This window comes from Companilactobacillus alimentarius DSM 20249 (genome assembly GCF_002849895.1).
Lineage (GTDB): Bacteria > Bacillota > Bacilli > Lactobacillales > Lactobacillaceae > Companilactobacillus > Companilactobacillus alimentarius.
Genome location: NZ_CP018867.1, coordinates 693,281 through 719,537 on the forward strand (window position 1 = coordinate 693,281; position 26,257 = coordinate 719,537).

Below are 26,257 nucleotides of genomic sequence, written 5' to 3' on the forward strand. Positions count from 1 at the left end.
GTATTAGTGTACTAGTACAAACAAACTATAAGCGAGGACATTGATCTTGAATTCAATATTTTTGAGAATAGAAGACTTACATAAATCGTTCGGCAATAAAGAAGTTTTAAAAAGCATTAATTTCACCGCTCAACAGGGACATATTATTGGATTAATTGGTGCTAATGGCGCTGGAAAAACAACTATTATGAAGGCTATTTTGGGTATTTTGTCTTTTCAAGGAAAAATTACAATTAATAATCAAGAAGTCTCCATAAACCAACACCAACCTTTACAATCAGTCGGAGCCTTAATCGAATATCCCGGACTCTATCCCTATCTTACTGGACGGGAACAGCTCAAACTTTTTTCAATTGGTCAAAACCGCGAAAAAAAAGTTGAAGATATCATTAAGAAATTACGGATGGAACATTTTGCCGACCAAAAAACTAAAAGTTACTCTTTAGGAATGAAACAAAAACTTGGCGTTGGTTTAGCTCTTTTGAACAATCCTCAATTCGTTATTTTAGACGAACCAATGAATGGTCTCGATCCTAAAGCAACTAAAGAATTGCGTGATTTGATTGTTCAAGAAAAAAAGACTGGCACAACTTTTCTAATTTCCAGTCACATTCTTAGCGAGTTACAGAGAATAGCTGACGATGTAATCGTCATCGATCATGGCAGTGTTGTTACAGCTACAACTATGAATGAACTTTTATCAGCCAATAGAAAGTTTTATTTATTGGAGACTAACAACAATAAATTAGCCACTGACATTTTATTAAAGAATCGTTATCAAATTGTAAATAAATCTATTTTGACAGTCGCAGTTACTAAGAATTTCTCTATCAATAATCTTTTACAATTACTGTTATCCCAGGGTATAAGAATCAACGATATTAAACAACAGGATGGCGATCTTGAAGAATCACTTCTACAAGTCCTAGATAAAGAAGGTACTAAAGCATGAGAACGTTGATTAGACAGGAATCATACAAATATATCAAGCAGCGAGGCACACAAATATTTTTGATTGGATTATTTATTTTTCAATTATTAATTGTTTTTTGTTCCCAGCGATATCCAAAAGTTATATCCAATAAAGATGCTTTTCTCAATAATTATCTTTCAGATTTTCTTATAACATTTTTCTTCATTTCTATCAGTAGCACCATCATAAGTAAAGAACGTCAATTCGGCACTTTACGTTCCCTACTTTATCGAAATTTTTCATACATTCAAATCATCATTAGTAAAATAATCACCATGCTAATTTTTACCATCATTATATTTTTGAGTAGTTCTGTTGTTAGCTTAGGCTTCAAGTTCATTTTTGCTAATAAATTGGATTTAACTAAAGCAGTCTGGAAAGCTTGGTTGTTAACTAGTCTAAACAATTTCTTAACACTGATATTTTTGATGAGCCTCGTTATCCTTTTAGGAACATTGATCAACAACTCCAATCTAGCTTTAATGACTGGTCTTATTGGCTATTTTGTCATTAATATCTTCAATCAATTATTACTAGGATTGATTAGTAAGTTCAACTGGCTCAAGTGGAATCCCTTAAACATGATGAATCTCGGTGAACAAATTCAAAATCATGACTTGCATCAACTGACACAGCTCTCGTTAACCCAGATTTCCGTCGGTTACATTCTTTATATGTCAATATTCATTATTTTAGCTATCTATAGTTTTTGTAAAAAATCAATCTAATAAAAAAAGTGTATTCTCCGTCATCATAATGATTTGGGAGAATACACTTTAGTTTTTACTACATTTCTTTATTTCTAATAACTACCACTGACAAAACCATCGTTATCAAAACAACCACTAGGCTGATCGAAATATAGTTCCACAGTTGATTATTAGGAATTAATTTCAAGCTAATCTTCAATGCAACACTAAAGAAGTCAAAGTATTTCAACCAACTCCAGTCAGCAATATTATGTAGCGTTGCCACTAAAATCGGAAAAGCAACGATAAAAACTGATCCTGTTACAATTGATGATGTTAAAAGCAAAACTAGAATTGCTAATTCGAAAATTACGCTAATAAAGAAAGCAATTACTAACGATGTTTTAAAAATCATTGTTAACAGACTCGACCAACTTGTACCCACAGAACGGGATAATGTCATCCCCGTCACAATACTAGTAAAAAAGTAAATCAAGCTAAAAGCAAAGATATTAATCAACATAATAAGATACTTAGAAACGATAAATTGTGTTCGAGTAATTCCTGAAACTAAAGTATTTTTATACGTCTTTTGGCTAAATTCATACCCTATCGTCATCACAAAAATGCCGATGAAAATATACACTAATAGACTAGATGATAATGTACTAGCATTGATACCATCTTTCAAGCTCCAGACTTTAATAGAATTTAATTCCTTCATCGAATAGTCTGAAACTATAATTCCACCAATAAGCTCTTTCCCTGTAATAATAGCAGAATAAATAATCGTAACTAATAATGTTAGATAGATTCCCATCGTGTGACTCAAGCGATAGAAGTCAGCTCGTAATTGATTAAGCATTCTTGAATCCTCCTATCAGCTTTGTATAGTAATCTTCCAATGATTTCTCTTCTTTAGTTAAACCTATAACTGCAACGCCATTTTCCACTAATACTTGATTCAATTTAGGAATATCAATTGCTAAAGAATGAATTAAGATATTCTTATCATCAATAACTGTAAATTTTTCTGAAAATTTTTCATCAATCAGTTGTGAAGCTTTAGAAACATTATCGACCGTCACAATCAAGCCTGATTGATTGACCTTATCTAAATCTTCTCTAGTGATTTTCTTAACCAATTGTCCATTATAAATGAAGCCAAAGCGAGTCGAGACTTGATATAATTCTGTCAGAATATGACTAGAAATTAGGATTGTAACTTGTTTTTCTTGATTCAATTTCTCTAATAATTTTCTAAATTCAATAATACCTGAGGGATCAAGACCATTGATAGGTTCATCTAAAATTAAAAGATCAGGCTCTGGTAAAATAGCGATTGCCAAACCTAAACGTTGCCTTTGACCAAGCGATAAATTTCTAGCCTTCGTGTGTAATTTCTTCGTCAAACCTACAAATTGAACTATTTTCATAATCTTCGTAGAATCATTGATGCCACGTTGAATGGCCACTAATTTTAAATTCTCTTGAACTGTCAATTTATCAAAAGCAGCTGGAGTTTCAATAACTGCTCCAACGTGTTTGAGTGCCTGTTGATTGATTTTTTGACCAAATAATTCAATTTGTCCGACCTTGAGTGGTGACAGTTGAGTAATTAGACGCATGATTGTTGTTTTGCCGGCACCATTAGCCCCAATCAATCCATAAATATCGCCTTTTTGTAAAGTAAAACTTAGATTGTCGATAGCTTTATAGCGTCCAAATGACTTACTGACATTATCTACTGACAAAATTGTTTTTGTCATAACAATCCCTCCCTTCAATTAATATAGTAAATATTGCTCCTTAACTTTAGATATAAATAAATCTTAATTAATTATTAATTCTGAAGAAACCGACACTTTCATACGATAAAATTGAAATAACGAACGATTAGAGGTTACAGTATGCACTCAAAAATATTAATAATTGAAGATAATGAGGATATTCAGTCACTTTTATTCGATGTACTGTCGGATAATTATTTAGTTTATAAAGCTCTTGATGGAATCAATGGCGTCAGTGAATTTAAGAAGGTGCAACCAGACTTAATTATTTTGGACTTGATGTTGCCACAGATTAACGGCGAAAGCGTTTTGAAAATTATTCGTCATCAATCAAAAGTTCCCATTATCGTTCTAACTGCCATTCAAAATAAGGATAAGACTGTTGCCATGCTTAACGATGGGGCCAATGATTATTTGACTAAGCCTTTTGATATTGCTGAATTACAAGCACGCATTTCAGTGCAATTACGTAACAACCAAACTGACAACAACCACTTATTGTCCTTTGATAACATCTTCTTAAGCAATCAAACACACGAAGTAACTGCTAACAATAAATCTTTAGTATTATCCAAAAAAGAATTTAATCTGTTACAGATTCTTTTAGCTCATCCCCATCAGGTTTATGAAAAAAGTCAATTATTCCAAATGATTTGGCATGAAGAATATTTCGACAGTTCCGACAATACTTTGAATGTTCACATCAGTAACTTACGTCACAAATTAGCTAATGCCACTGGTAATAATTACATTGTCTCAATTTGGGGCATTGGCATTCGCTTTGTCTGAGAGGTATATCAATATAGTAATATTTTTGACAATCAGCTGCCTTATTTTAATTTCAATTCTTGGTTTAATATTGCATGATATCTCTCGAATCACTAAGGATTTGAATTACATTAACGAAAATGATACTAATGGTAAAGTTACGACTAGCACTACTCTTCTTGTTATCAAAAAGTTAGCCCAAGCTTGCAATTTCAACTTAGAAAAAAAGCAACAATTAAAAGAAAATCAGGAAATCCAAAATAAGCAATTCAATCAAATGTTGACCAATTTGACTCATGATATTAAAACCCCACTAACCGTCTCGATTGGTTATGTACAACTATTAAACCAAAACAGCACTGGCAAGAATCAACAAGATTTAACTAGAGTTCAGGATAACCTCAATTCGGTCAACTACTACCTTCACTACTTAATGGATTTCAATTTGATCAGAGAAAAGAGCAAGAATCTCAATATTACTCAATTCAATTTATCAGATGTTCTACAAAGGGAATTATTCAATTACTATGACCAATTGAACGCTAAAAAAATTAATGCCCAAATCGAAATTGCTCCCAAGATCATTGTGAACAGTGATGAAATGTTATTCAAACGTATTTTTCAAAACCTTCTTGGCAATATTCTTAAATACGCTACGACCGATATGCGTGTCATGCTAAATAATGATGGTGGTATCATTAAACTTTCCTTTGAAAACCAGACAGCCGAAAAAATAAACGATGGAACACAATTACTCAATCGCTTTTACACCGCTGATAACTCTCGAACAAATCGAAGTATTGGTTTGGGATTAAGCATCGTCCAATCACTTGTTACTACTCTCGGTGGCAAAATTAAATTAGAAACCAATCATAATAAGTTTGTTGTCAAATTAACTTTCAAACACTTACAGACAAAAAAGGCTTCTACAATCGTTTAGACGGTTATAGAAGCCTTTTTCTATTAAAAATTTTATTTAATTAGATATTTCTGAAAGAATACCAATTCATCATCATTTGCTTTTTTGGCAATCTCATCCTTTTGGTCAATCAAAAAGACATGTCCGCGACGATTTTTTTCATCACCATACATTTTACAAATATGTGGTACATTTTTAGCAGTTAAGAATCCATCGAATTTGAGTGAACTATTTCGAATAAAATCATCAATAGCTGTACAGATATAAGTTGGTAGGAAGTTCTCTTGAATATATTTTTCCGTATCTAATTTTTCACGTTGATTCTTCTTTATTTCTGGTGTGAAATAGGCCTCAGTTACACCCCGGGACTCAAGCACAAAATTAGCTGAGCTATTCAATGCCAATGCTCGAAAATTCAAATCAGTCAGTTCATAATTGAACAGTTTCCGGTAGGACTCATTTGTCAAAATAGTCGCATACTGCTCAGCCATCTGACCACCAGCACTGTCTCCGATTAGGAAAACATTTTGAGTATCCAATCCATATTCAGCTGCATGTTCTGCCACCCAATGAATATAACGATCGACATCATCTAATTCCTCAGGAAAAACTACATCTGGTGCTATTCGGTAATTAGCGTTCACAAAAGCGAAACCTTTTTTAGCCCAATTTAAGCCGTAGAACTGATATGTCTCCTTCGTTCCATAGCACCAACCACCACCATGAATATTTATAATGGTAGGAATTGGTTTATCAACATTCTCAGGTAAATAAAGATCCAAAAGGTTCCACTTAGGATCAGGACCATAAGATAGATTGTCAATTCGTTTAACACCTTTCACTTCAGTTGGAAGTCCGGCATCACGTTTATCATCGTTATCCTTGGCACTCTTTCTGAATTGCATAATTTCATCGATAAGTTCTTGTTTCATTATTGTAAACGCCTCCATCTATTGAAATTTTAGCATAAAAGAAGTAAGCCGTTACACAAACTATTATATTTTCAAAAAAAGCCGATACACTGCCACATTAATGGCTGTCGTATCGGCATTTTAATCTTATTTAGCAAATCTAGTTGCCTTTCTATTCACAATATATTCATAAGTTACCATCAAAATCGCTCCAATAACAATTCCTAGAGCATTAGCCAAAACGTCATTGATATCACTAGTCCGATTGATTAAGAAAAAATGTGATAAATAATACTGTGCCGTTTCGATTCCACTACCAATCATGAAGCCAGTAAAGGCCATCGAGAGAACTGATACGTGTGAGAAAAGATTCTTGATCAAAAAACCTAAAGGAATCGTCAAGATGATATTCTCCGCAAAACCGATATCAATTATATCAAGTTGATGCAGATTTACATGTCCAACCCCCGCTGACATCACATAAACTGATGTTCCATCAAATGAGATTGGTGTAAAGAGAATCATCCCTAGAAAAGTCAAATAGACCAGGCTTATGAGATAGAAATGACGCTTCTCAAATTTTTCAATATTATGATTGATGAATAAAGCACTAATTATCGAGATAGTTAATATTACTAATAAAGGTATAAAACGCATAACAATCGCTCCTTTCATAACTTGTCATTTATTAATTTATACTTACACTTTAAAACTTATTTATTTAAGCAAGCTTAAAATTAATTGACTAAATTATGAAGTTATTATGGTTTTATATATTTAATGGAACTCAAATCATATCTTTAAAATATCTGATTCCTTCTTCTCCATAAATCAAAATATTCTCTCATGTATTTAACGGGAAATGGAATCACTGTATATTGACCATTTCTAATATATTGAACCCTCATCAATCCTGACAAATCATCAAAGATATTGGCAAATTCATCAATATCCTCTCCATTTACAAACACTATTCTTCTTAACCTAATTGTTCGAGAAATATTTTCTTTCAAACTATTAATATCTCCCACATAGTAGTACAATTCTCCATCCATTCTAGTAAATCCCATCCCTTTAAATCCAGGAAATAATGAATATGGCTCTTTTTGACGGACAGAATTATTAAATGTGTAATCAAATCTATTTTCTAAATCTCTACAAATATTACGAACTAATTTATTTCTAAAAGAAGTCTCTCTGTGATTTTTCAATTCATCATGAATTTCACCGATAGTTAAATAGCTTTTCTTCAATCCTTTTATATAAACTATAATTTCATTTGCTTTCGAAATATATTCTTCACTTTCACTATCATTTTTCAAGAACTTCAAATCGTTAATAACTTTCTTTTTGGAAAGTACAGAATTTATATCAGATTTTTTAACTCTTTGATGTATCTCATCTTGAAATGGGATAACCTGTTCACTACCTCTAAGTATCATAAAAAGATTTCCATTACTCCTTATGACACATTCGATATTATCAAAAAAATATTTTTTCTTCTGATTATTTCCATTGAACAGACTCCCACAGATTTCCGAAAGTTCATCATCCATATTAAGATTATTCAAATCAATTTTCTTATCTATAAAGGTTAAGTTTCCTACAGAATCAACTGTCATTTTCACAATATAAACAATGGCTTCATTTTTTTTCAACCAATTAACCCAAAAATATTCATATTTACTAGTGATTTGTATTAAATCCTTGGAGATTAATTTTAATTTTTTACTGTTAATTTCTTCTTTTATAGCTAAATTATATAAAGTGGTAACAAATTCTGATTTGTTACTAGAATAGTTTAATTCACCATTTCTTAATTTACCAAATCCATCTGGGGTGATATGTTGAATGACTTCGTCGGATGAGCCTATTATATAATCCTCTTTAGCTTTTTTATCCTTCCGTACATCTCTCAGTATTTGAATATTTAGTTCCTTTGAAGGTTTATTAGAAAAAGTTATATTTACATTTTCTAACAAATTATCGTTATACTCTTTAAAAAAGTTCATTAATTTAATATTGTTCTCATCATCACCTTTTAAAAAAATATTAATACTCGCACCATTAAAATAGTCAAAAATATCACGTTGAGATTTAGTTCCTCTTCCGGGAAAACATTGCTTTTCAATTGGAAATTTTTTTATTTTTAATTTTTCAATAAAAAAATCTTCAAAATATTTTTGTAATGCGTTAACCACAAAATTAATTACCCCTAATTTACTATTTTCATATTTTTCCAAACTGCCTAAATCGACAAAGTCTATATTATTATTACTATAAGGATTTTTAATTTTATATAAACTATCATCCTGACAAAAATCAGATCTTTGCATCAATCCACGCTTGTCATTCCAAAAATAAAACGCATTATGTTCATTTTCCTTAGCCTTAGTAAAGGTAACTACTCTTACAATTAAATTCCTTTTCCAATCTAATTTGACCTCTAAAGCATATCTCTGATCTAATCTTTTTCTTTCCCATTCTGGCTTAGAAATATAAAGTAAGGGTGTTTTATTAAAACCAATATTTAAGTTTTTATCCCCAGCGATTTGATTGATTAATAATTGAACAATGCAATTAGAGTATATTTCGTTAGTAAATCTAATTTTTTTAAAATAGAATTCTCCAATTTCTTTGGATTTTTTAAATGTACCTTTTTCGAATAAAATTAAATATCTATTCTTAGACATTAAAGACAGTGTTATAAAGTCCATATGAGAAAGTACTTTGTAAAGAGAATTACGCTTATCGTAGTTTTCTATACAGACACAAGCCAAGTCATATTTTAAATTTAAATTCAAATAATTCAATTTGTAAGAAGTTCTATTAGTTTGTATCCATTCATCAACTTTCAATTAAAAATTCCTTTACCTTTCTCACATCAGAAGATGCTAAACTAACAATTCCTTTACTATTAATTAATCCGGGGATTTCCATAATACGCCCACTGACAGTCGTAGTTATTTCATTTTCACCTTGTGCAATAATATTTATAATGATTACTCTCCAGGATTTTCCAGTATTATTTTCTAATGTATCTAGCTTCTTAGTATTTTTCTCTCTAGCTTTATCTTGCCGTTCTGAATAACTATTTCCCCAATTCTTAAAATCAATAACAATCCCTTTATTTTTAACTTTATAATCAAATAATTCTGTATTCTCTAACTGCTCAATATCTTCCAGTTTTTCATCCAAAATATCCTCAAAAAGCACTTTACCTACTTTTTCCCCTAAAATCCCCTTATAAAGGGTAAATTGAATAGGGTTAATAATGTAATCTTTTTTCCCCCAGAATAAAGGATAATTATGCTCTTTAAAATTCTGAACAACTTTAGGATTCTTTAAACAAATATCCAATCCTGATGATTCCGAAGAAATAATCATATTGGCTTCATTATCCTTCTCAAAATCAAAATCACCTTCATTCAAGGAAATACATTTTGTTTTATATTCAGTTTTTTGATAAGGATTGCTCAAGTATTGTAAACTTCTTTTTATCTCTTTTTGAGCTTCTGCTAGTTCCTTTTTATTGACAGTGGGATTCTTTAAAAGAAATTCACGTACTTTATTATATTCAAGTCTATATCGTGGACTATTTCTTAATCCTTTTAAGAGTTGATTGTTATCACGACTGGTCTTTGCAGTTTTATTTGCATTATCTAATTTTGAATTATCCGTTTGTATCCAATTATTTTCTTCACCTTTGTAACTCATTAATGCTTGAAACTCTGGACTATATCTTTCACGATGAGGAGTCACGTAATTAATATTATTAATAACTTGATAATTAGCAACTACCAATGGATTTTCAATTTTATTAAAAGTCCGATTCATTCTTCCCAATGCTTGAATAATTCTTGTTACTAAGCTTGATACAACACTTTGTAGATATCGCGGATATTTAATGTATCGTCTTTTCTCCATTTTATTAAGAATATTTTTTATTTCATAATTCGTAATTTCATTTGCATCCAATAAATATTCTAATTCAAAGACAAACTTCAAGACATCCGTATCTAACTTATAATTTCTCAAATTTGTTATGATATTAGTGACTTCCCCTAAATAAATACCTCCTAGATCAATTTCAGTATTACGTGGATCGCTATTATTATTAGAATCCATTGAAATATTCTTTGAGATTTTCTTCTCAAATGATGTCATTTTATGCTGCAAATTTTGCCCTACACCGATTGACAAATATGCGCTTAACAAGTAAATCCTTTTCCCATTCTCGACTAAATTCAAAGATTTTTTGATTTGTTCTGGAACTGATATATTATTCTTCGCAATAATACATAATTTAGGATATTTATCATCATCTGGGCCTAGAATTTGTTTACATAGTATTTTAAATACATCTTCAATTAGATCACGATACATTTCAGGACTATTATCTGGCAATTTAGATTGCAATCCCAAAAAAGAAGTGATCTTAGAATCTTTAATGAAATAAATAAAACTTTCAAATAAAGAGAGGTATCTCCTTCTAAAATAATCTTGATTCCCCTCTTTTTTTTCGTTATCTCCTTTGGATATTCTATTAAGTGTCTCTTGTAATTTAGAGTTAAGTTCATTTACCATACTTTGATCGTAATTTCCTATAATGTCTGAATGCTCCCTTAAAATTGATTCAATAGAGTTATCAGCTCCTACCATTGCGACTTTTATTTTAATCCCTTGATTTTTATAACGCGTATGATAATCGAATTCTTTTAAGGTCTCTTCTGTTAAAAACCTTCTTCCATCTTTTATAAATTTGTCGCCCAATTCAGATTTCAAAAATTCCAGATCATAATTATCCAAAACTGTTGGCATTTGCGAAGTGGCTGATAATCCCAAAACCATACATTTTTTAGTCAAAGCTATAAGAAATTTTTCTGGTGTGGCATTAATAATAGAAGCATTAATTTCTGTCTGTAAATCATGTTTGTCTGAATCCTTAAAATAGTATAATGTTATGCCCTTCTTTTGAAATTCTCGATAATCTTCCACTTTGAACTTCTGTAATTCATTAGAACTTTTTTTATTAAATTTATTGCCAAAATCGACTTCGATATTTCTCAACATTCGAATTTGCACATCTTCTAAACCTAAAGCCCTATATATGGTGAAAAATGCATTCTCCTCATCCATTCCATTCTCATTGTCCTCACGATGAGTATTACTTAACTCCACATATTTAATAGCACATTTTAGAATCAGACGATTAAATGATTTTATAAAGTTGGATGTTCTTCGTAACATATTTTCAAAACCTAAATCATTAGATCTATCATTATCAATTAAGACCTGATTTTTTACTGAGCTAAAGTGCGAATACCATTTTGCATTATCGCTGATTAATGTGTGTAGTGAGGCGTGAATCAGAAAATTATCTTCTCCATATTTACTAGGATCTCTTTTCATCTTATACAAATAGGACAAGAAAAATTGCTTATTTATAGCTTTGGAATTATTAACCAAATCTTTATAATTGTCCTCACTAGTTATGATTTCCTTAAGACTATCCGGAAGTTCATTTTTAATAATCTCAATTCCCTTAAAAATATTTCGAAACAAGGCTATCAAATCAACCTCTATCTTTAATGAGTCATCAATTATTTTATCCAATATTTTTTTCTTAGTACTATCTACCTCATCAAAAACCACAAGTGATTTTTCTATCATTTTCGAATATAAAAAAGATTTTCCATTTTTCTCAAAAAATGTTGTATAACTTCTAATAAATTTATCAGTAGTACATAGATAAATTTGATATCTTTCTAAATCAATTGTCGGATATACCTTATAAAACCAATTGCTAAGTCCTGTTTCATCATTCGCCAAAAATCTTTTTACCTTATTTTGACATTCTATATCTAGCATGCTACCTTCTGTGCCGTCAGATTCAAATAAAAGTCTTTTGAATAAAGCTTTTCTAAAATCATATTCGACATTCTTTAAATTTTTCCAAATGCCATTATTTTCATCTTTCGAATCTATTACTTCAACAAGATCAGAAATATCCTTTAATTTTTTGAATGCCAACTCAACCTCATTATCTTTAAAAATTTTTTCCAAATCAGCAAATGTAGATTTTATGATATTAGTCGTGTCTTTAATAGATCTAATAACCGCTATTTTTTCATAGTCATGAGGATCGTCATCATTTGACCTTCCCTTCTCCCAAAAATCTCGAAATTTGTCTCGCTGCAAATTCTTTTTTTGATCTGTAACAAAAAAGAATTTAAATGAAGAATCAATCCTGGCACGTTTACATGCAAATTCAATAACACTATGTGATTTCCCACTACCCGTAGGGGCATCTAAAAACAATAATTTATTTTTCTTTTTTTCTTTTGTTATTTCATGATAAATATTTTCAAAATCCGTATAATTGATTTTATATTCACCTCACAGAAAATATTATTTACTTATAATTTTTTGCTCTTTATTCTGTACTAACAAATGTCATTAAAGCAAATTAATATTATTTATTCAATGAATTCCCACCACTATTGAAGGATAATGTGTTTCCATTATTATCATTTTTCAGATCATTAATTTCTAAATTAATTTAATATAAATTTATACGTCAAAAAAAAATCCCGATTCTTTTCTAAAGTGCTTCATAATTGTTAGACAAGAAATCTAACAGTTATGGAGCGCTTTTTATATGGTTAAATACAGTTCAAAATTAAAGGCAGAGGTTGTTGGTGAATACCTCCAAGGTAGAACCAGCATGCAAAGTCTCTCAGAGAAACATAATTTACCTAAACGGCAAGTCAGTTTCTGGATTCAAAAATATCGCTTAAGCGGCGTAGACTCGCTTAAGCGAAAAAAAACTAAACGGAGCTTTTCAGCTGAATTTAAAATTGATGTGATAAACTACTATCAAACTCATGATGAAACTTTAGCTGAAGTATCCGCCAGATTTGATGTTAACAAGTGTCAGATTAGTTCCTGGAGAACGGCATTCAATAAACATGGCATAGAAGCCTTGAAGTCTCATCCGAAAGGCAGAAAATCCAAAGTGAAAAATGATAAAAAGAAATTACGTCATTTAATAAACAAGAATGAATTAGATCAACTTCGCGAGGAACTCGCAAAGAAGAATCAAGAATTATATGACACAAAGTTGGAGAATGATATTTTAAAAAAATCAATGACCCTGTTCGGAACTTCAAAGGACGCAAAAAAACACAAATAGTTGATCAGATCAGGGTAGAACAAGAGTCTCTTCCAAAAGCAGAACGGTATAAGATAGGCGATATTCTTAAGGCCATTGGACTTAAAAAGGCCACTTACCATGATGAGCGTAAACATATCAAAAATCATGTAGATAAGTACAAAGATATAAAAACTGAAATATTAAAAATTACTGAAAGTGGAAAATGTCGTGGACGCCTAACCTACGGTTATCGTCGCGTACAAGAAGGATTAATTAAACTAGATATTCACATAGCAGATGCCGTAGCTCGTCGCTTGATGAATGAGTTAAATGTTCAAGTAAATCTTTATAATCGTCATAAAAATGGAAAGTATTCCTCATATAAAGGAACTGTTGGAAAGGTCGCACACAACATTTTACATCAACAGTTTAATGAAACTGAGCCCTTTAAAGTCCTGCATACAGATGTCACACAAGTTCGTTTAAGGGATAACGAATGGGCTTATGTTTCCGCAATTACCGACGAGGCAAGCAAAGAAGTTCTAGCGTTCCAAGTAAGTAATAGTCCCAATAGTAAATTAATTATGGATACATTAAATGAATTAACGACAGTTATACCTAAAGGAAGCAACCCAGTGATACATTCAGATCAAGGCTGGCATTATCAACTAAATTATTATACTGATAGGCTTTCTGAAGATGGATTTATACAGAGCATGTCTCGCAAAGGAAATTGTCTCGACAATGCGCCAATCGAAAGTTTCTTTCATCTATTCAAAACAGAATGTCTCAATGGATTTCCACCTTGTAAAGATATGAAAGAATTTAGGAAACTTTCTAAGGAGTACGTCGATTGGTTTAACAATCGACGCATCTCAAGAAAAACAAAAGGCATGACTCCCCGCGAATACAGGGAACATGCCTTATCAGCTTAACAATATTCAATTTTGTCTAACTTTTGTGTTGCACTTTATTCCAGAATCAGGATTCTTTGATTATCTTATTTATCTAATTCAGCAATTTGTGCTTCAATCTGTTCATTGTTTCTAAATTCATCATAAGTCGTATCAGCTCGATCGACTACACCGTTTTCTGTCAGATAAATCAAACGATTGGCAATAGTCTGAATAAATTGATGATCATGAGAGGCAAACATGATTGAACCTTTGTAATCTATCAAACTATCGTTCAAAGCTGTAATAGATTCCAAATCTAAATGGTTAGTTGGATCATCAAGTAGTAAAACATTAGCTTTTAACAGCATCATCTTCGACAACATGACCCGAACTTTTTCGCCACCAGAAAGGACGTTAACTTTTTTCGTAACATCATCGCCAGAGAACAACATTCGTCCTAAAAAGCCACGCAAGAAAGTATCATCATCTTCACCCTTTTCAGCGAACTGACGTAACCAATCAATAATTGGTGTATCTTCATTAAACATTGCATTAAAGTCTTTTGGCAAATAAGCTTGACTAGTTGTGACACCCCAAGTTACTGTACCTGAATCTGGCTCTAACTCACCTGTCAAAACTTTGAATAAAGCAGTTGTTACCATGTCATTCTTAGCTAAGAAAGCTACTTTATCATCTTTATTTAAAATAAAATTAACATTCTTCAAAATTGTTTTTCCATCAATGGAAATCGTCAAATCTTTTACTTGTAGTAAGTCATTTCCAATTTCACGATTAGGTACAAACTTAATAAACGGGTAACGACGTGAACTTGGTTGAATGTCATCTAGAGTGATTTTATCCAACATTTTCTTACGTGAAGTAGCCTGTTTTGACTTGGAAGCATTGGCTGAGAAACGAGCAATGAAATCTTGTAATTCCTTGATTTTTTCTTCCTTCTTGGAATTTTGATCTTGCTTCATTTGTTGAGCCAACTGTGAAGATTGTTGCCAGAAATCATAGTTACCGGCATAAAGCTGAATCTTACTGTAATCAAGGTCAGCCATGTATGTACAAACCTTATTTAAAAAGTAACGGTCATGGGATACGACGATAACAGTATTTTCAAAATTAATTAAAAAGTCTTCCAACCAGTCAATTGAATCGACATCTAGTCCATTAGTGGGCTCATCCAATAACAAAACATCTGGTTGACCAAAGAGAGCTTGAGCTAACAGAACTTTAATCTTTTGGCCAGCAGTCAAAGTAGACATTTTCTCTTGGTGCAAATTTTCAGGAATATTCAAGCCTTGAAGCATTTGAGAAGCTTCACCTTCTGCTTCCCAGCCACCCATTTCACCAAATTTGGTTTCCAAATCGGCTGCTTTTAAACCATCTTCTTCATTAAAGTCAGGTTTCATATAGATGGCATCTTTTTCTTGCATGATTTTATACAAATCAGCGTGTCCCATCAAAACTGTTTCCATAACAGTATAATCATCGTAATCAAAATGATTTTGCTTTAATGTTGCTAAGCGTTCATTAGGTCCTAATTTAACAGAACCAGTGGATGGCGTGATTTCACCAGACAATACTTTTAGAAAAGTTGATTTACCGGCACCATTTGCACCAATCAAACCATAACAATTGCCCGGGGCAAACTTAATATTTACATCCTCGAATAACTTACGATCGGCAAAGTGCAAACTAACGTTACTTACAGTAATCAAATATATAATCCTCATTTCTTAAACATAGTTAAACTGCATTATACGGACTATTTTCACAGTACGCAAGTAATTGTTTCTTTCAAATAGCCGTAAATAAATAATAGATCCCACTTAATCCAATAAACAAATAAATAAAAATTTTCATTAATCTAATATTTAAGTGTGTTACTAAACGATTAGCTAACAGCGTCCCCATAATAGCTCCAATAATACCGATAATAACAAATTTCAAATTATCTGCCTTCAAAATTCCCGTACTAAAACGTAAACTTGTCATCACAAATGTATCTAATAAAAAGAAGGTTTGCAAATTAGCTAAGTAATTCTCTTTGGAATCTGAAATGGTCAAAAAATACAGTGCCATCAGCGGACCACCGATACCAAACATCCCATTGAAAAATCCTGAAATTAACGCAAAGATCACCATTATCAAAGTTGGTATCGCCTTTATCGTGATTGATTTCCAATTCATTATAGAATAATAGATTGACAAGATTACCAACAATAAACCTAATAATAATTTTAAATATCCACTTGCCAAGACACTACTTAAATAAAGTGAAGATATTGCCATGACAATATAAATTAAGAATGGAACTACTAATTGGCGCCACTTCAAAAATTTTCGATAACGCCAAGCCAACATGATTGTCGCTACTAACATGGTCAAAGTTGAAACTCCAGCACTTTGATTGATTGGCAACAAATGTGGTAGAAAAATCATCATGACGATACCTGAGCCAAATCCGGTCACCCCTTGAACGAATCCGGCTAATAATGCCGCTAAGATTATAATAACTATCCAACTCACTAGTTTTCCCCTTTAGTTTTAAAATATCGATAAAGCAACATCAAAATTGCCCCAATAACTATCCCCAAGGTATTTGAAATCACATCATTGATATCACTGGTTCGATTTATTAAGAAGAGATGTGACAATACATACTGAACTGTTTCAAAACTGCCACTCAAAATAATTCCTAAGATAGCGATTAAGGTTAATGGTAACTTTGAAAAATATTTCTTTATAATCACACCTAACGGTACAGTCATAATAATATTTTCTACAAACTCGAGATTAGTCAACTGTAATTCCTGTAAATTAACGCGGCCAACCCTTGGTGTCGTCAAATGAATCACCAAACCATTAGAAGCAATTGGCATAAATAAAACTGCTAACAAACACATTGTATATAACCACGAGAGAATCATAAAACGTGGATGTTGAATTTTTTTAAAATTGATAGCAATGTCCAAACCACTGACCCCTACCAAAAGAACAATGAATAACGCCGGTATCCAACGCACTTGTTACCACCTCTTCTTCTAATTTATCAAATAGGTTCTATCATAATACTTATACCCAACTAAAAAAAGTACCCTAATGCATCTGAAAATACATCAAGGTACCATTGATCATCTTTTAAAATCCTTTAATCACTTTAGAATCACCAATTAAAGGCAATAATTCTGGTTTGCCATAATAATAGCCTTGGCGTAAATCAATTCCTAGTCGATTGCTCATCTGATCATCATCAGAATTTTCAATTCCTTCAAGGATCAAACGTTGACCGAATTCTTGACTGATACCCTTCCAAGCCCGTAATTTTTCTCGCAAGTGTGGATTCTCAATATTGGAACGAAAATTCTGCAAGGCAAACTTAATCTCTGAGGCTAGAGGCAAAAGATCTTTAATATTTTCATAGTCATTATCACCCGTTCCGACATCATCTAATGAAATCTGCATTCCATGTTCCATAAATTTGCGTAAATAAGGAACTAATTTCGCATCAGGGTATTCTCTTGGCCCTTTTTCTTCAGTTAATTCCACCACCAATTTAGTTGGATAAAGTTGCATCTGACTCTTGATAATTGCCCTAGCCATTTGCGTATCCATCAACTGCTCTCGATTGACATTGACCGAACAATATTGCACTTTCATCCCTAAAATTTTAGTAGTCTTCACTAACAAAGCCGCGTTTACTTGTAAATCAATATCAATAAATGATTTAGGCAAGCGCCACCCCTCTGGAGTCAACTGTTTAATTAATAATTCATAGCCAAAAATTGTCTTTGTCCGAACATCAATTTGTGGCTGTACAAAGTATCGATAAATTGGTCTCAATTTATCCCATCGCCCTTCTAAGTAGAAGCTAAATTTTTAACCTTTTTAATACAAATGACTATACTTTATAGTATATAATAAACACGGAAGAATGAATTATAAATGAATATAAATAAATATAATAATAGAGAAGTCGTGATAATTGAATGAAAGTGGCCATAATAGGATGTACTCATGCCGGTATTGCTGCGATGAATCAGTGTCTAAAGTATTATCCTCAGACGGAAATTACTGTCTGTGAGCGTTCCAAAGATATTTCATACCTATCTTGTGCAACTTATCTACACATTGGAGGTAGCGTTGACGACCTAGGTGATGTTTCCTACGCTAATCCTGAGGAATTCGTTAAAAAAGGTGTCAAAATGCAAATGGAACATGATGTCATCAAAATTGATCCACAGGCCCACACCATCCTGGCACAAGATCTTAAAACTAAAGAATTCGTCCATGATAAATACGATAAGTTAATCATGGCAACTGGCTCAATCACTTCAATTCCTGTCATTGCAGGTATCGAAAATCCTAAAGTTATGCTCTGCAAAACCCGCAATCAAGCTCAAAAGTTACACGAAGCAGCTAAAGGACGCCATATTATTGGTATCCTTGGCGGAGGATATGCTGGTGTCGAAATGGCAGAAGGATTCGTTAAATCAGGGCATGAAGTTGTCCTCTTTCAAAGAAATAAACAACTTTTAGACGAATATATGGATTCCAACATTTCCAACAACGTAAAAAGTCTTTTAAAGAAAAACGGCGTATCCGTCCTAACCGATACTACTGTCACCCGCTTTGATGATACTAGTGATAATCAAATTAAGATTACAACCAAACAGAATGAATATCTAGTTGATATGGTTGCGATTTGTCCTGGTGTCTTACCTCAATCGGACCTCTTGAAGGGACAAGTTCAAATCGCTAAGAATGGTGCTATTATTACTAATCAGTACATGGAAACTTCCAACCCTGACATTTTTGCGGCTGGAGATGTGACTCAAGTACATTATAATCCAACACTCAATACCAAGTATATTCCTCTAGCTTCACATGCAATTCGCCAGGGAAATATTGCAGGTATGAATCTGTTCAAACGACGCATGAAATCAATGGGAACTCAAGCTACCACTGGTATGTTGATTTTTGGGCATACAGTTGCTTGTACAGGTTTGACCTTTAGAGCCGCTCAAAAGTCCATTTTTGATGCTCAACATGTTTTCTTTACGAGTAATTATCGTCCTAATTTTATGCCTACCAATAATCAAATCAGTATTGATTTGATTTACGATCGAATAAGTCGTCGCGTTTTGGGCGCCCAATTAATGAGTAAACATGAAATTTCACAGTCAGCCAACACCGTTTCCGTAATTATTCAAAATAATAATACTATTGACGAATTAGCTTATGTCGATATGCTCTTCTCCCCTAATTTTGATGAACCATTTAATTATCTTAATCTGGTAGCTCAAAAAGCAATCGATAAAGAATTAACCAATAATAAATGAATTTAAAAAGTTCAGTACGATCTCCATTTAAAAATGGTTATCATACTGAACTTTTTAATATCATATATTATCTTAATTCAAACCTGTAGGAAGCTTTTGATAGGCACGACCGTGTGTATCATTAATTGTAGCCTGATATAAAGTATCAATTGCTGCTGGTCCATCAGTGTGTCCCATACCCCAAAATTGCAATGACTTGTTCAAATCAGCCGCAACTTGATGATAATTATTTGTAGACTTCAATTGCTTGGCACTCTTAACCAAAATAGCCATTAGTTCAGAATTGCTGCGAACTTTTTCATCCTGACTAGCCGTATGAATAGCTTGCATTAAAGTTTCAGATGGTTCCATTTTTGTCATTTTAAAATCCCCCCTATTTTATATGAAAAGGGTAACATTAGAATATTTTGATGTCAATTTACAGTTATAGGTAAGCATAATTAATGATAGTTTATTCAAAATATCTTATTATAGATAACAAATGGAATTACTGTTCAATCCATTTATAAATAGTAATGAGCATAATATTTGCTTAAGTCATCAATATAGCGTAAATTAGTAACTGTAATAAGAGTTGCGTGCAAATAAAGATTGCACAATTGATTTTAATATTGGAAAGGATCTTAATGATGAAAATTAATTTTAAAGATGAAGCACAAAAGTATTTAGCAGATAAAATTCCCGCAGGAAGCACCGTTATTTTAACAACAGATGATGGTTCAAATAAGTATTCTAGCCTAGGTGGTAGCTGTGCTATTGGCGACAAATTTCAATTAGTTATTCTTAAAGATGAGGATCCTAAGTATACTGTTCCGATTGAAAATAATGCTGGTTACAACATGAGTACAGCTTCACAATATACTGATTTCTTTACTGATGGTTTGAATATTTCATTGTGGCACAACGCTTTAGCACTTAAAGATAACTCTGGTATTCTTGACGGTGCCCTCTCAGTTGTTGATTGGAGAAATGTTAAGTCTGAAACCGCTGAACAACGTAAAAATAAAATGGTTAAACTCGGCGATCAAATTTGCTAATTGAACAGATTTTTAAGATGTGAATAAATTTAAGTGTTAATTCACATCTTTTTCTTTAAATATATAAATTGTGAACAATTTACTTGCGTACGATATAAAATCGAGGTATAGTATTACTTGTAAACAAGTTAAAGAATATAAATGATTTTTAAATACGAAAGGAACTTAATTATGAAAATTAATATTAAAGATGAAGCACAAGCATATTTAGCAGAAAGAATCCCTAGTGGTTTCCCAATGATCTTAACTACAGATGATGGTTCAAATAAGTATTCTAGTTTAGGCGGTAGCTGTGCTATTGGTGATAAATTCCAAATCGTTGTCTTAAAAGATGAAGATCCTAACTACACTGTTGAATTAGAAAACAATGCCGGTTTTGATTTAAGAACATCCCCTAATGACGCCGATCTTCTAACAGATGGATTGAATATTTCATTGTGGCATAACGCTTTAGCCCTTAAAGACAACTCTGGTATTTTAGATGGTGCCCTCTCAGTTGTTGATTGGAGAAATGTTAAACCTGAAACTGCTGAAGAACGTCGCGATAAAATGGTTAAACTTGGCGACCAAATTTGTTAATCAAATTTTAAATAGATTTAAAAAATCTTCTTGGAAGTTTTCTAAGAAGATTTTTTTGTGGTCAAATTTCAGTATAATACTAACTATTAGAACTGATGATGGAGGTACATTTAATGAAATATCCTATTTTACTCCTTGATTTAGATAATACGATTCTCGATACCAAAACTAATGCTGAAAAGGCATTACACCAAATGTCCAAATCCATTGATTTTCCCTTTAATAACGAGCAAATTCAATATTGGCATCTATTAAATGATAAACTCTGGGAAAAGTTTGAACGGGATGAAATAACGCGTCCTAAATTATTAACAAGTCGTTTTGAATTGTATTTCGAACATTACAATCGTCAAGTTAATGTTGATGAGTACAACAAAACTTATTTAAAACTCTTCAAATCACAAGATACCCTGATTCCGCACGCAAAAGAAACCTTACAAAAGCTCAAACAAGATCATCATCTTTTTGCGATTTCTAATGGAACCAAAGAAAAGCAATATAATCAATTGACCCAGGCACATTTGATCAATTTCTTTGATAAACTTTATTTGTCCGAGGACATTGGTTTTCAAAAACCTGATCCAGCATTCTTTGAATTCGTTATCGGAGATCTTAAAAAGTCTAAATCGGAAATGCTAGTAATTGGCGATTCACTCACTGCCGATATTTCTGGCGCTAATGCCGCAAAGATTGACAATGTTTGGTTTGATCCCCAAAAGAATAATAATCCAACCAATTTCAAACCTACTTATGAAATCAATGACTTAAGACAATTAATTTCTCTATCCGCAAATTAAGAAATATAATCTTTTTTAGAATAAATAACGCCAGATAATCAAAATACGATTACCTGACGTTATTTATTTAGTATATAAAACTAAGCATTTCTTCGACGCTGAAAGAATTTGACAATTTCTACAATCAAGATCATCAAGACGCCAGCACCTAACACAATTGCCCATTGCAATAGATTTAATTCTGTCACGTGGAAAAGACTATTAAATCCAGGTACAACAATTGTTAAGGCTACCATGATAAAGGAAACTGCAACACCTATATTGAACATCTTATTTTTGAAAGGATGAACTTTAAAGATTGATTGATACGTTGATTTCACATTGAAAGCATGGAACAACTGGATCAAGGCCAATGTTGCATAAGCCATCGTCAAGGCATCAGCGTGAACAGCTGCATTGCCACTGTGGACTGGGAACATAATTGCTAAGCCGTATACACCCAGCGTAATCAGACCTTCTAAAATTCCTTGGTAAACAATGGATGAACCAATTCCACCACTTAAGAAGCTAGATTTACGACCACGTGGCTTTCTATCCATGATTCCCGGTTCAGTAGGTTCAACCCCTAAAGCAATCGCAGGAAATGTATCTGTTGCTAAATTGATCCAAAGTAATTGAACCGGCAACAAAATATCCCAACCCAATAGTGTCATCATAAACAAGGTTAAAACTTCACCTAAATTGGCTGAAAGCAAATATTGAATTGATTTCTGAATATTTGAAAAGACTTTTCTACCTTCTTCAACGGCAACAATAATCGTGGCAAAGTTATCATCCGCTAAAACCATATCAGAGGCTCCTTTGGACACCTCAGTTCCTGTGATACCCATTCCAATACCAATATCAGCGGATTTCAAAGCTGGGGCATCGTTGACGCCATCACCAGTCATAGCAACAACTTTTCCTTTATTCTGCCAAGCATTAACAATTCTAACTTTGTGTTCAGGTGAAACACGTGCATAAACAGAATATCTTTTTACTTTTTTGGCAAATTCCTGATCACTCATTTGATCCAACTGAGCACCTGTAATAACCGCTCCGTCATCTCCAGGTTTGATGATTCCCAAACGACCCGCAATAGCTTCGGCTGTATCTTGATGGTCCCCTGTAATCATAATTGGACGAATACCAGCACTTTTAGCATCTTCAACCGCCTTAGCAGCTTCTGGACGTTCAGGATCAATCATTCCAACTAATCCAGCAAAAATCAAATCGTGTTCGATTGTATCAGAATCAACCGTTTCAGGAATTTCATCAATGACCTTATATCCCATTGCTAAAACTCTCAAGGCTTTTGTTGCCATAGATTTATTTTGTTGCAATATTTCTGTTTTATCAGTATCCGTCAAATCACGTACTTCGCTTGAAGTAGCCTGAATTCGATTAACTCTTTGCAACAACATATCTGGAGCACCCTTAACGGCAACGAAAAATTTTCCATTGGGTAACTTATGGATTGTTGACATCAATTTACGTTCTGAATCAAATGGTACTTCAGCTACACGTGGTTCTTTAACTAGTTCATCTTCAACTTTAAAATCATGATCAAATCCGAATTGTACTAAAGCTGTTTCAGTTGGATCTCCAACTAAAACTCCATCATTTTGAATCTTAGTATCATTACTAAAGGTCATTACTTGAAGCACCTTATCAGAACCAGAAATGTCTGCTGAGGCATCCTGCAATTGACCATATTGATAAACTTTTTCAACCGTCATTTTATTTTGAGTTAAAGTACCCGTTTTATCAGAAGCAACAATGTCCGTACTGCCTAGTGTTTCAACCGCGGGTAATTTTCTAACTAGAGCTTTTCTTTTGGCCATTCGCGTCGTACCTAAAGCCAAAATAATTGTTACAATAGCTGGCAATCCCTCGGGAATAGCTGCTACGGCTAAGGATATTGCTACTAACATCATATTAATGATCAATTCATTCATTGGTAAACCACTGCTATTATTAAAAATACCAACAGCAAAAATTACCGCTGCAATAATTAGAATTAACCAAGTTAATGTTTTACCTAAGGAATTCAAATTGTCTTGTAATGGGGTACCAGTTTCTTCAGCCCGATTAATCATACCGGCAATTTGACCAACTTGTGTATCCATCCCAACGCCAACAACAATTCCAGAACCACGACCATAAGTAACATTACTATTCATATAAGCCATATTCTTACGATCGCCTAGAGGTATGTCTTCATCAGGTAATACACTACTTTCTTTTTCAACTGGAACTGATTCTCCAGTTAAAGCCGACTCTTCAATCTTCATCGAAGCTGAATCAAGCAAACGAATATCAGCTGGAACAATATCCCCTGCTTCTAAAAGTACCAAATCACCTACTACTAAGGCTTCACTGCTAACCGTTTCTAATTTGCCATTACGACGAACATGGGCTTCAGGAGTTGACATTTCTTTTAAAGCATCAATAGCTTCTTCGGCCTTAGACTCTTGGAAAACTCCGAAGATAGCATTAACAATTACAACCGCTAAGATCAAGCCAGCATCAGCCCACTCTTTAGCAACTACCCCTGAAATAAAAGCTGCCACTAATAAAACAATGATCATAAAATCCTTGAATTGATCAAAAAAACGTTGGACCAGACTTTTTTTCTTACCCTGTGCTAATGCATTAGGACCGTTTTTTTCTAAACGTTGTTGAGCCGTTTCACTACTCAGCCCCGTTTTACTAGTTTGAAACTTATCTAACAACGCCCTCTCATCTAATACATAGTAACGGGAGTGTTTAGTTTCATTGATTTTTTTCATTGATTTATTCCTCCTTATAAAAAAAGACCTGTACGCCAAATACACGTACAAGTCTCACTAAATTAAGACAAAACCAGAGCTACGTCTTGTTGATGATTTTGTCGCAGGCAACCTCTGCAAGTTACTCCCTTGTTTAAAATTATTATAAATGATACAGAACTTTAAAGCAAAAGAAAAAAGTCGAAGTTAAGAAAAATTTTTCTTAGCAACGACTTTTAAGTAATTTCAAAATTATTTTAGAACATAACTAGCATTAACCCATTCATTATTACCAACACTGTAATAAGTTACACCGTTAACAACCTTTGTTTGGTCTGTCTTCCATGTACTATCATTTGCTAGAAGACGGTTAGTAATTCCCTTCATTGTTCCATCGCTTTGAAGAGCGACCAATTGAACGGCATATGAAGAAGCATTATCAACTTTAATCACGTTAGTTGTTGAACTTGTTGAACCACTATCAGTTACAGCTGATGAGCTACTATTACCACTAATGTAGTTTGCAGCAATCCATTCGTTTGTAGCAACACGATAATATGTCACACCATTAACAGATTTAGTTTGATCTGTCTTCCATGAACTATTATTGGCTAAATTACGATTAGTAATTCTTTGCATTGTACCATCACTTTGCAAAGCCATCAAAGGAACGTAACTAGCAGAAGTATTGTTTACTTTGACAATGTTACTGGATGAACTAGTAGCACTATCGGAATTAGAACCGCTGTTAGTTGTTGCAGAATCATCAGAACTACTATCATTTGTAGTTGTTCCACTTGGTGAAGTGTAACTTGTGAAGTAGCTGTCATAGAGTTCAGAAACATCAAAGTATCCGTAACTACCATTAAATGTATATGAACTAGACCATTGCCATGCATGTTCACTTGTATACCATTCTTTACCGCTTGGACTATATGGATAAGAAGCAATCCAGCCTTGACCAACTGTCATGACTGAACCAACCCATGAACCCATTGTATAAATTACAGAACGGTAACCATACTTAGCAACTTCTGTCATGAAGGCTGCGTTATTGGCATCATTTTGAGCCGCTGACAATCCTTGTTGTTCAGAGCTTTCAACATCAGTAGCTAAAACCATCTGCCTGAGCAAGCTTTGCAGCGTAATCAGCTTCCGCCTTAGCACCACTGACACTACTATATCTAGCATAATGATAACCATTAACATAAAGTCCAGCAGATTTAGCAGCTGCAATATTACCAGCAGCCGTTGTATCTTTGAAAGATGTACCTTCACTAATTTTAGTAACCATCGCTTTAACACCATAGTTGTCATGCATATCTTTAAAATTAGAAACAGTCATTGCACCATTATTATTGGATACATCCACCATATCTACACGTGCAGCTTGAACATTAGTTGCACAGAAAAACAAGACTACCATCGACATTAATGTAGTAAGAGCTACAATAATCCTTTTCTTTAAAACCATAATTCCCTTCTCCCTTTCGTCGCCATCGCAACAAATAGATTATAAGGCAAATTTCTTGACATGGTTTGAAAGTTACAGAGTTGTTCACTGAAAGTAATATAGTAATAATCTTGTAACAAAATAGTAAAAAAAGAATATTGAAATTTTGACAAAAAAGTAGGTTATTA

At 33.0% G+C, this 26,257-nt stretch carries 24 protein-coding genes; 10 read left to right on the top strand and 14 right to left on the bottom strand.

The genetic code is table 11. The annotated features are described in order from the left end of the window. Positions 1-46: 46 nt before the first annotated feature. Both LA20249_RS03385 and LA20249_RS03390 read left to right on the top strand, forming a co-directional pair. Positions 47-952, top strand: a complete 906-nt coding sequence (locus tag LA20249_RS03385; RefSeq protein ID WP_057739807.1) for an ABC transporter ATP-binding protein — start codon at positions 47-49, stop codon at positions 950-952. Beyond that, the gene (locus LA20249_RS03390) at positions 949-1,701 is read left to right on the top strand and encodes an ABC transporter permease (RefSeq protein WP_057739809.1); all 753 of its coding nucleotides are present in this window, start codon (positions 949-951) and stop codon (positions 1,699-1,701) included. The genes LA20249_RS03385 and LA20249_RS03390 overlap by 4 nt, the downstream gene beginning before the upstream one ends. 58 nt (positions 1,702-1,759) lie before the next feature. Here the strand turns inward: LA20249_RS03390 and LA20249_RS11655 are convergent, their stop codons facing one another. Beyond that, positions 1,760-2,527: an ABC transporter permease gene (locus LA20249_RS11655; protein ID WP_146983790.1), complete on the bottom strand. Its 768-nt coding sequence runs from the start codon at positions 2,525-2,527 to the stop codon at positions 1,760-1,762. Beyond that, positions 2,520-3,431 carry an ABC transporter ATP-binding protein gene (locus LA20249_RS03400; RefSeq protein ID WP_057739811.1) on the bottom strand — a complete coding sequence of 304 codons (912 nt, stop codon included), beginning with the start codon at positions 3,429-3,431 and terminating at the stop codon, positions 2,520-2,522. Before LA20249_RS03400 ends, LA20249_RS11655 begins: the two co-directional genes overlap by 8 nt. A gap of 141 nt (positions 3,432-3,572) precedes the next feature. On the opposite strand from LA20249_RS03400, the gene LA20249_RS03405 reads away from it, so the two are divergent. Further along, positions 3,573-4,241, top strand: coding sequence for a response regulator transcription factor (locus LA20249_RS03405; protein ID WP_057739813.1), 669 nt, complete (start codon positions 3,573-3,575; stop codon positions 4,239-4,241). A 70-nt stretch (positions 4,242-4,311) separates the two neighbouring features. Continuing rightward, positions 4,312-5,160, top strand: a complete 849-nt coding sequence (locus LA20249_RS03410; protein ID WP_235806789.1) for a sensor histidine kinase — start codon at positions 4,312-4,314, stop codon at positions 5,158-5,160. Positions 5,161-5,192: 32 nt separating this feature from the next. Here the strand turns inward: LA20249_RS03410 and LA20249_RS03415 are convergent, their stop codons facing one another. From LA20249_RS03415 to LA20249_RS03430, 4 genes are all read right to left on the bottom strand, one after another. Beyond that, on the bottom strand, positions 5,193-6,071 hold the full coding sequence (locus tag LA20249_RS03415; RefSeq protein WP_371861823.1) for an alpha/beta hydrolase: 879 nt from the start codon (positions 6,069-6,071) through the stop codon (positions 5,193-5,195). A 126-nt stretch (positions 6,072-6,197) separates the two neighbouring features. Continuing rightward, positions 6,198-6,707 (bottom strand): VanZ family protein, encoded by a 510-nt coding sequence (locus LA20249_RS03420; RefSeq protein WP_057739815.1) that lies wholly within the window; start codon positions 6,705-6,707, stop codon positions 6,198-6,200. A gap of 143 nt (positions 6,708-6,850) precedes the next feature. Then, a complete protein-coding gene (locus tag LA20249_RS03425; RefSeq protein WP_057739817.1) occupies positions 6,851-8,908 on the bottom strand; it encodes a hypothetical protein in 2,058 nt (685 codons plus the stop codon). Next, complete coding sequence (locus LA20249_RS03430; RefSeq protein ID WP_057739819.1) at positions 8,898-12,371, bottom strand: hypothetical protein; 3,474 nt, start codon at positions 12,369-12,371, stop codon at positions 8,898-8,900. Before LA20249_RS03430 ends, LA20249_RS03425 begins: the two co-directional genes overlap by 11 nt. A 340-nt stretch (positions 12,372-12,711) precedes the next feature. Between LA20249_RS03430 and LA20249_RS03435 the strand changes: the two genes are divergently transcribed. Both LA20249_RS03435 and LA20249_RS03440 read left to right on the top strand, forming a co-directional pair. Next, entirely contained in the window at positions 12,712-13,245 is a 534-nt protein-coding gene (locus LA20249_RS03435) for a helix-turn-helix domain-containing protein (protein WP_101836851.1), read from the top strand. Positions 13,246-13,253: 8 nt separating this feature from the next. After that, positions 13,254-14,141: an IS3 family transposase gene (locus LA20249_RS03440; protein WP_335583116.1), complete on the top strand. Its 888-nt coding sequence runs from the start codon at positions 13,254-13,256 to the stop codon at positions 14,139-14,141. Between the two features lie 65 nt (positions 14,142-14,206). On the opposite strand, the gene LA20249_RS03445 is transcribed toward LA20249_RS03440, so the two are convergent. The 4 genes from LA20249_RS03445 to LA20249_RS03460 form a co-directional block, all read right to left on the bottom strand. Next, the gene (locus tag LA20249_RS03445) at positions 14,207-15,829 is read right to left on the bottom strand and encodes an ABC-F family ATP-binding cassette domain-containing protein (RefSeq protein ID WP_057740364.1); all 1,623 of its coding nucleotides are present in this window, start codon (positions 15,827-15,829) and stop codon (positions 14,207-14,209) included. A 79-nt stretch (positions 15,830-15,908) separates the two neighbouring features. Beyond that, on the bottom strand, positions 15,909-16,640 hold the full coding sequence (locus LA20249_RS03450) for a sulfite exporter TauE/SafE family protein (protein ID WP_057740362.1): 732 nt from the start codon (positions 16,638-16,640) through the stop codon (positions 15,909-15,911). Beyond that, complete coding sequence (locus tag LA20249_RS03455; RefSeq protein WP_057740360.1) at positions 16,640-17,137, bottom strand: VanZ family protein; 498 nt, start codon at positions 17,135-17,137, stop codon at positions 16,640-16,642. The genes LA20249_RS03450 and LA20249_RS03455 overlap by 1 nt, the downstream gene beginning before the upstream one ends. 115 nt (positions 17,138-17,252) lie before the next feature. Next, positions 17,253-17,954, bottom strand: coding sequence for an EAL domain-containing protein (locus LA20249_RS03460; RefSeq protein WP_083477985.1), 702 nt, complete (start codon positions 17,952-17,954; stop codon positions 17,253-17,255). A gap of 146 nt (positions 17,955-18,100) precedes the next feature. Here LA20249_RS03460 and LA20249_RS03465 point away from each other — a divergent pair, with 146 nt between their 5' ends. Next, the gene (locus LA20249_RS03465; protein ID WP_057740357.1) at positions 18,101-19,453 is read left to right on the top strand and encodes an FAD-dependent oxidoreductase; all 1,353 of its coding nucleotides are present in this window, start codon (positions 18,101-18,103) and stop codon (positions 19,451-19,453) included. 72 nt (positions 19,454-19,525) lie between these two features. Here the strand turns inward: LA20249_RS03465 and LA20249_RS03470 are convergent, their stop codons facing one another. Then, positions 19,526-19,813, bottom strand: a complete 288-nt coding sequence (locus tag LA20249_RS03470; RefSeq protein WP_057740356.1) for a bacteriocin immunity protein — start codon at positions 19,811-19,813, stop codon at positions 19,526-19,528. Positions 19,814-20,082: 269 nt separating this feature from the next. Between LA20249_RS03470 and LA20249_RS03475 the strand changes: the two genes are divergently transcribed. From LA20249_RS03475 to LA20249_RS03485, 3 genes are all read left to right on the top strand, one after another. Beyond that, the gene (locus tag LA20249_RS03475) at positions 20,083-20,490 is read left to right on the top strand and encodes an iron-sulfur cluster biosynthesis family protein (protein WP_057740397.1); all 408 of its coding nucleotides are present in this window, start codon (positions 20,083-20,085) and stop codon (positions 20,488-20,490) included. 171 nt (positions 20,491-20,661) lie between these two features. Further along, on the top strand, positions 20,662-21,069 hold the full coding sequence (locus tag LA20249_RS03480; protein WP_057740355.1) for an iron-sulfur cluster biosynthesis family protein: 408 nt from the start codon (positions 20,662-20,664) through the stop codon (positions 21,067-21,069). A 113-nt stretch (positions 21,070-21,182) separates the two neighbouring features. Continuing rightward, positions 21,183-21,866: a YjjG family noncanonical pyrimidine nucleotidase gene (locus LA20249_RS03485; RefSeq protein ID WP_057740354.1), complete on the top strand. Its 684-nt coding sequence runs from the start codon at positions 21,183-21,185 to the stop codon at positions 21,864-21,866. 80 nt (positions 21,867-21,946) lie between these two features. Here the strand turns inward: LA20249_RS03485 and LA20249_RS03490 are convergent, their stop codons facing one another. The 3 genes from LA20249_RS03490 to LA20249_RS11930 form a co-directional block, all read right to left on the bottom strand. Next, positions 21,947-24,637: a cation-translocating P-type ATPase gene (locus LA20249_RS03490; RefSeq protein ID WP_057740353.1), complete on the bottom strand. Its 2,691-nt coding sequence runs from the start codon at positions 24,635-24,637 to the stop codon at positions 21,947-21,949. A gap of 231 nt (positions 24,638-24,868) precedes the next feature. Then, positions 24,869-25,738, bottom strand: coding sequence for an SLAP domain-containing protein (locus LA20249_RS11925; RefSeq protein WP_057740351.1), 870 nt, complete (start codon positions 25,736-25,738; stop codon positions 24,869-24,871). Then, positions 25,722-26,090 carry a GH25 family lysozyme gene (locus LA20249_RS11930; protein WP_057740349.1) on the bottom strand — a complete coding sequence of 123 codons (369 nt, stop codon included), beginning with the start codon at positions 26,088-26,090 and terminating at the stop codon, positions 25,722-25,724. The genes LA20249_RS11925 and LA20249_RS11930 overlap by 17 nt, the downstream gene beginning before the upstream one ends. Positions 26,091-26,257 lie beyond the last annotated feature (167 nt).